At 66.7% G+C, this 6207-nt stretch carries 6 protein-coding genes and 1 pseudogene; 5 read left to right on the forward strand and 2 right to left on the reverse strand.

Translation table 11 applies throughout. From position 1 onward, the window contains the following. Nucleotides 1-411: 411 nt before the first annotated feature. On the reverse strand, nucleotides 412-1236 hold the full coding sequence (locus GWK61_RS51930) for a hypothetical protein (RefSeq protein WP_194921591.1): 825 nt from the start codon (nucleotides 1234-1236) through the stop codon (nucleotides 412-414). Nucleotides 1237-1412: 176 nt separating this feature from the next. Between GWK61_RS51930 and GWK61_RS51935 the strand changes: the two genes are divergently transcribed. The 5 genes and pseudogenes from GWK61_RS51935 (at nucleotide 1413) to GWK61_RS61735 (ending at nucleotide 4947) form a co-directional block, all read left to right on the forward strand. Beyond that, nucleotides 1413-2552 (forward strand): transcriptional regulator, encoded by a 1140-nt coding sequence (locus GWK61_RS51935; protein ID WP_194921592.1) that lies wholly within the window; start codon nucleotides 1413-1415, stop codon nucleotides 2550-2552. Between the two features lie 12 nt (nucleotides 2553-2564). After that, nucleotides 2565-3146 carry an HD domain-containing protein gene (locus tag GWK61_RS51940; protein ID WP_194921593.1) on the forward strand — a complete coding sequence of 194 codons (582 nt, stop codon included), beginning with the start codon at nucleotides 2565-2567 and terminating at the stop codon, nucleotides 3144-3146. A 33-nt stretch (nucleotides 3147-3179) separates the two neighbouring features. After that, nucleotides 3180-3419, forward strand: coding sequence for an SAM-dependent methyltransferase (locus GWK61_RS51945; RefSeq protein ID WP_194921594.1), 240 nt, complete (start codon nucleotides 3180-3182; stop codon nucleotides 3417-3419). Nucleotides 3420-3637: 218 nt separating this feature from the next. Beyond that, nucleotides 3638-4390 (forward strand): annotated as a pseudogene (locus GWK61_RS51950) (helix-turn-helix transcriptional regulator); the annotation flags it as partial. 35 nt (nucleotides 4391-4425) lie between these two features. Beyond that, a complete protein-coding gene (locus tag GWK61_RS61735) occupies nucleotides 4426-4947 on the forward strand; it encodes an NsdA family TPR-like regulatory protein (RefSeq protein ID WP_499704270.1) in 522 nt (173 codons plus the stop codon). Nucleotides 4948-4984: 37 nt separating this feature from the next. Here the strand turns inward: GWK61_RS61735 and GWK61_RS51955 are convergent, their stop codons facing one another. Then, the gene (locus tag GWK61_RS51955; RefSeq protein WP_194921596.1) at nucleotides 4985-5824 is read right to left on the reverse strand and encodes an IS5 family transposase; all 840 of its coding nucleotides are present in this window, start codon (nucleotides 5822-5824) and stop codon (nucleotides 4985-4987) included. Nucleotides 5825-6207: the final 383 nt, after the last annotated feature.

Consider the following 6207-nt stretch of genomic DNA (forward strand, 5'->3'; position numbering starts at 1 on the left):
CACCCACCCTGCCCGGTCGCGACCAGCAGGTCCCTGGCCGGCCGGAACCGCCCAGCGGCCAAGTCCTCACAAGCCGTAGCCAGATCCCGGTCCGGACCGGTCGGAGTCCACACCAGCCGCTCCGGGGACACCGACAACACCTCAGAAGCCCTCATCGCGCGCCGCCCCGCTCCGGCTGCGCGAGCAGCGGACCGCGGCGGCTGGCGCCGTCCGCATCAGGCACAGGCCTGATCGTGATCCGGGTACGGTTCTGCCACCTCCAGGAGAACCCGGTTCGCAGATCGCCATGCAAGATCACGTCAGGGCTTTGGCTCCACCGCCGAAACATCGCCTCGGCGATGCCGCTGCTGACGGTCCGGCAGGTGGTGCCTCCGATCGCGACCTCATAGCGCGAGCCGCGCACGCAACCGGTCATCGCCCCTCACCGGCCTTGGCGCTGCCGGCAGGCTCGTCCACTCGATAGTGGGCCATGCCGCGGAACTCAGTACGTGCGCCACGCTCGATCTCCCCGGCAGCCTCGCGCATGGCGTAGGCAGCGGGGGCATCCATCGAGGCCTCCCGGCCGTCAGCGTGCTCCCTCAGGCACACGCTGATCTCCTCGCTCGTGCCGGTATAGGTCAGAACTCCGTCGACGCGTTGCTCATGCATGGCGCATGTCCTCGGGGTATCGGGTAGGGGCTCGGCGCTGACGCAGTCGGTGCTGGTGACCACGACCCGCGCGACGGTCTCGGCGCTCACGTGAGCGCACGTCCAGGCCGCGGCGTTGATCCGGTAGGCGATGCGCCGGTCCGGCCCGTACAGGAATGCCGCCACCGCTCCGGCGCCCGTGGCTTTCGAACTCCACAGGCAGCAAGCGAGCAGGTAGGCGTCGTACGGGTCGTCCGCCCACACCACGAACGACCGAATGTGCCGGCGCCCGTGCGAGTCTGCCGACCACCACAGCTCGACCGTGACCGCGGTCGGGCGGGCCGTGTTCGGCCAGACCGGTGTAGCCAGCGGGATCACAGCGTAGGAGCGCCGGGGACGCGCGCCGTGGACGGGCCAGGCGAAGCCGCGGATCAGGTCGCCGGTCACGTCGAACAGCGGTGAAGCCGTGGCCTGCTCCAGCAGGACTTCGGCGCGGCTTCGCGGGATCAGCTCGACGCCGTGGCCGTCGGCACTGCGAAGGAACACCTCGGCGGCAGCCGGCGGTGGGCGATCGTCGACTTCGGCCAGTAGCAAGCCAACGGCGTTCATCCGTCCACCTCCAACCGTCTGGGTCCCGCGTAGCGTGACTGGGCGTCGCAATATCCGGATACAGTGAGCAAGCGAATAGGTTGCTGTGTGTGATCGCGGCTCGCATATGAAGCTAGAAGCTGCGGGGAGGATCGCCCAGTGACCCGGGGTACGGGTAGCGAACCAGGAGGGCGGCTGTGGGCGAGCGCGCGAGCACGCCAACCCTGACCGGCGGTCAGGGTTCTGATCGACTGCCACGTCAGAGCTTGATCAGCGGCTATGTTCTGCGGCTGGCGCGCGAATCCGTGCCCGAGCGATGCAGCCAGGAGCGACTGGCACAAGCGGCCGGAGTCTCGCCCGACACCGAGGCCGGCTGGGAGACCGGCAGACGCCCGCTGGCGGCGATCAAGACGGCCCAGTTCGTGGCTCTCAAAGCGACTCTGATCAGGTTGGGCGCGGCCCCGGAACTCGTTCGTCTCATGGAAGTCGCGCTGGAAGCGGATCAGCTCCTGGACCACGCGCGCGTCGTCGCGGATCACCACGAGCCCGCCAGCTTCCACCCGCTGGGGGCGTACGTACACCGCCGCGAGGTTGTCGAGCTCGTCGCCTGGCCGCTGAGCTGTCGCACGCCGACCGCGATCGCTGCGGTGAGCAGCAGCAGCAGGCAACGCCGAGGTCCGGTACCGACAGGCCCCGAACTCGCCGTCCCCGAACGCGCGCAGGTGTTCGACCACCTTCGGCGCGTCGCCGAGGCCAGCCGCGGGTCCGATACCGCTGGCCTGCTGCATCGACAGGCGCTCTACCTGCAAAGCTACGACCGACGCCCTGACGCTGGTGCGTGGATGGCAGAGCAGTATCGCCTGCTGCCGCGTCAACGGTCGGGCTGGTCTCCCCAGTGGCCAGCGGCTAGGACCCTCGCTGCTTCGCTGGTTCGCTACGGCAACGCCGGCACACTGATCGACTTCTCGCATTACGGACTTGCCGACGAGGCCGGACACATCGCCAACCTGAACTACTGGGCCTACTGGGTCGGCGAGTTGTCCCTCATCGAGCGAGACGACTCCTTCATGCCGATCAAGCTTGACGGCTGGCACGGCGAAAGGATCCTCCGGCACTTGGCTACCCGCCTCGACGCCGAAGAGGGCGTCGCAGACCTGGGCATCCACACCCTGCGCACCCTCCTGGCGGCGCGCCCGCAGCTGCTCGACGATGACCGAGTCCTGACGGCGACACTCAGCGCCACCGCCGAACATCTCTTGGAGGCTGGCAAGATGTCCCCAAACGCACGCCAGGCGCTGGCGGAAGTCCACTACGCGCTCCGGCTGCACAACCGGTGAGAGAGGCCCCCAGTGGAACAGACAGAGATCAATGCCGCCGCTCGCCTGATCTTCGAGACCGGCCTGCTCAAGTTGAGCAAGCGCACCGGCTGGTGGTTGTGCGGCATCAAGGACCCCGAGTCCATCGCCGAACACAGCTTCCGCACGGCGATCATCGCCGGTCTGCTCGCCTCGATGGAGGAAGCCGACCCCGCCCGGGCCACCCTCATGGCCGTGTGGCATGACTCGCAGGAGACCCGGGTCGGCGACATCCCGCACATGGGCCGCCGCTACCTCGACGCCGCCACCAACGAGAAGGTCACCGAGGACCAGACGGCCGGCCTGCCTGCCGCAGCCGCCGACCACATCCGATCGCTGATCGCCGACTACGAGAACGGCGACAGCATCGAAGTCGACTGCGCCCACGACGCCGACAAGCTGGAATGCCTGTTCCAAGCAATCGAATACCGGGACGCCGGCTACCAGAACGTGGACGGCTGGATCGAGAGCAGCCGGAAGAAGCTGCGCACCAAGTCGGCCAAGCTCCTGGCCGATGCCGCCGTGGCCATGTCCTCCCAGGAATGGCACAACGCGATCATGCGGAACGTCGGGTAGACCGGAGGCGGCTACCCAACGGAGTGTGGCCACATGGCTGAGCAGATCGTCATGACGCCGATCGCACACGTCGTCAACGACATCACCGAGGTCGCCGACGACTACTGGAGTGGCGCCCGGGCCATCATCCGCATCGACGACGAGCGATTCACTCCGGAGTCGCTGGCCGGCCTGGAAGACTTCTCCCACCTGGAGGTGGCCTTCCACTTCCACCTCACCGACAAAGGCGACCTGCACTTCGGCGCACGACCAGCCCGAAACAACCCCGACTAGCCGGCGACCGGCTACTTTGCACCGGGAGCCAAATCCGAGGACCGCCCCGAATAGCGGACCGCAACTGTCCGTAGACATCCCAGCTCCTCGCCATCGACATAACATCAAAGGTCTGAGTTAAGGGAACCGGAGGCGAGCGGTCGCCACCACGGCAGACTTGTGGCGCTTCTGGGACGTCAATGGGGCATCGGCCTCGTGACCTCGGCGGAGGTATGGCAATGGCTGTGCATAGGCGACAGGCGCTGAAGCGTCGCCGTGAAGCCTGTGGCCATACGCAGGAGAGTCTCGCCGCCTTCTTGGGCGTCGACCGTCGGACGGTCGGAAGGTGGGAGTCCGGCACAGCAACGCCACAACCCTGGATCAGGGGGCGGATGGCTGGCGCCCTCGCGCTGACGCCGACCGAGCTGGACACGCTGCTGCACTCGGTCGAATCCGAGCCGCCTGCTGATCCGGTCACCGGTACCCTTGGGTTCGGTGAGTGGGAGGAGATCGACGAGGTGTTGCGCAGGCGGTTCCTCGCGGCCTCGGCTGCGTCCGCCGTGGCCCCGTCCTTCGTTCCCGGCGCCGCGTCAGAGCTGCTGAGGCCGGGACGCCCCGGTGGACAGATCGGGGCAGGCGACGTAGCCGCTGTGCGGCGCATGACCATGGTTCTCGGTGACGCCGGGTCCGAGTTCGGTGGCGGCCACCTGCTGGTCCCCACGCTTCGCTACGTACTCGGTGACGTACAGCGCTTCCTCGAAGGCGACGCAGGCCGAAACCGGCGAGACCTCGACGCCGCAGCCAGTGAGATCACCCAACTCGCCGCTTGGATGGCGCAGGATGCCGGCCGAGACGACCTCGCCGCCGACCTGTACTGGAAGGCGAACTCGCTCGGCAACGACGCACGCGATCCTGAACTGGCAGCGACTGCATTGCGGGGGCTCGCATCCATGGCCGGTGAGAACCGCGAGCCCGCCGAGGCCGTGCGTCTCGCCGAGCAGGCCGTAGACACCACACCGCTGGAAGCCTGGACCATCCGAAAGCACGTGCCTACTACGCCTGCTCTCTCGCGACCGCGGCCTCTCTCGACGGTGACAAGTCGCTCGCGCTCTCGTCGCTTGCCTCATCGCAAACACACATCGAACGCGCTGTCGCCGCACCCGGGTCCAGCTGGGCATCGCACTACTCGCCGGGACGCTGGGCACACGAAGCCGGACTCGTTCTCTCCCGAGTCGGCGAGCTCGACGCCGCCGCCGACCACATGCGCCTATCGCTGGACATTCACGGTCTGGATCGCAAACGAACGCGCGCTATGGTCCTCGCTGACCTGGGTGTCGTACGGCTGAAGCAAGGCGATGTGGACACGGCCATGAGGACCTGGAACGAGTTTCTGGAATGCGCCGCAGCCGTACGCTCGACTCGAGTCACATCGGCGCTCAAAGACATGGCGGCGCGTCTCGCACGGGTTGGGGGCGCTGACGCAGCAGCGTTGCGGACACGTGCGGTGGAACAGATCGCAGTAGCCGAGGGCGGCTCAGCCTCAGTCTGAGAGGGCGTCTCATTCATGTTGGTTCGTCCTTGATGGTCTAGTACGTGCCTCGCCAGGTCTGGGTGGTTTCGCCGGTGATCCGCCTGAGCAGGTTGTCGATCATCGCGATCCGGATGTGGGCCTCGGAGCTGGCCGGGAGTACTTCGTAGTCTCTGGCCAGCCTGCGGTGGACCATTAGCCAACCTATTGATCGTTCGACGACCCAGCGACGTGGGAGCACGTGGAAGCCTTTGACGTCGGCGTTACGGGCGACGACCTGGACGTTGATGCCGATCTCGGCGGCGTGTTCGACGACTTTGGTGCGGAAGCCGGTGTCGGCCCAGGCTGCGGCGAGCTGTGGGTGTGCAGCCTTGGCCTGGTCGAACAGGCGGATGCCGATGGCGTTGTCCGAGACGCTGGCCGCGGTGACGATCACGGCTAGGAGCAGGCCGAGTGTGTCGGTGACCACGCCCCGCTTCCTGCCCACGATGCGCTTACCTGCATCGATGCCCTGATCGGCGAGGGGCACGTTGGTCGAGGTCTTGACGGTCTGGGTGTCGATGATGCAGGCCGTCGGCTCAGCCTGACGGCCGGAGGTGGTGCGGGCCAGGCCGGTGAGGTCGACGTTGAGCTGGGCGAAGACGCCCTCCCGTTTCCAGGCGGCGAAGTGGCCGTACACGGTCTCGTGCGGCGGGAAGTCATGCGGCAGGTAGCGCCACGGGATTCCGGTGCGGTTCACATACAAGATCGCGTTGAACAGTTCCCGCAGGTCGTGTTTGGGCGGCCGGCCACCGACGCCTGCTTCGGTCCTGGCCTGGCGCCACGCCGTGAGCGTCGGTTCGATCAAGGCCCAGCGGGCGTCGGACAGGTCGGATGGGTAGGCTCGCCGTGGGGTCATGTCAGAGCTTTACGATCGATTGGGACTCCGGTATCGGAGCAGTGAATCCGGCGAGTCCGTGACTGAATCGAATGAAACACGATCCCGGAGAACAACCCGGCGAAACGCCCTACGGGCCTTGACGGTTCGGGCGGTCCGAATCGGGCATCAGCCGCACAAGGGATGAGCCCGGCGAGCCATCCACCTGGGCAATCACCACCAAGCCGTTATGAAATACCCAGTTAGCCCAGCTTCACGTAGACATCCATCCCGAACGTGGCTAGGGCGGCTTGCCGCAGACCCGCTGTGACGGCCTGAGTCGGGACCACTCGAGGGTTGAGTTAATCTTCGGAGGCGGTCTCATTCGAGTCCGTGTGTCGGTCCGATTCAGACCCATCCTCAAC

The sequence above is a fragment of the Catenulispora rubra genome, from assembly GCF_015356825.1.
GTDB lineage: Bacteria > Actinomycetota > Actinomycetes > Streptomycetales > Catenulisporaceae > Catenulispora > Catenulispora rubra.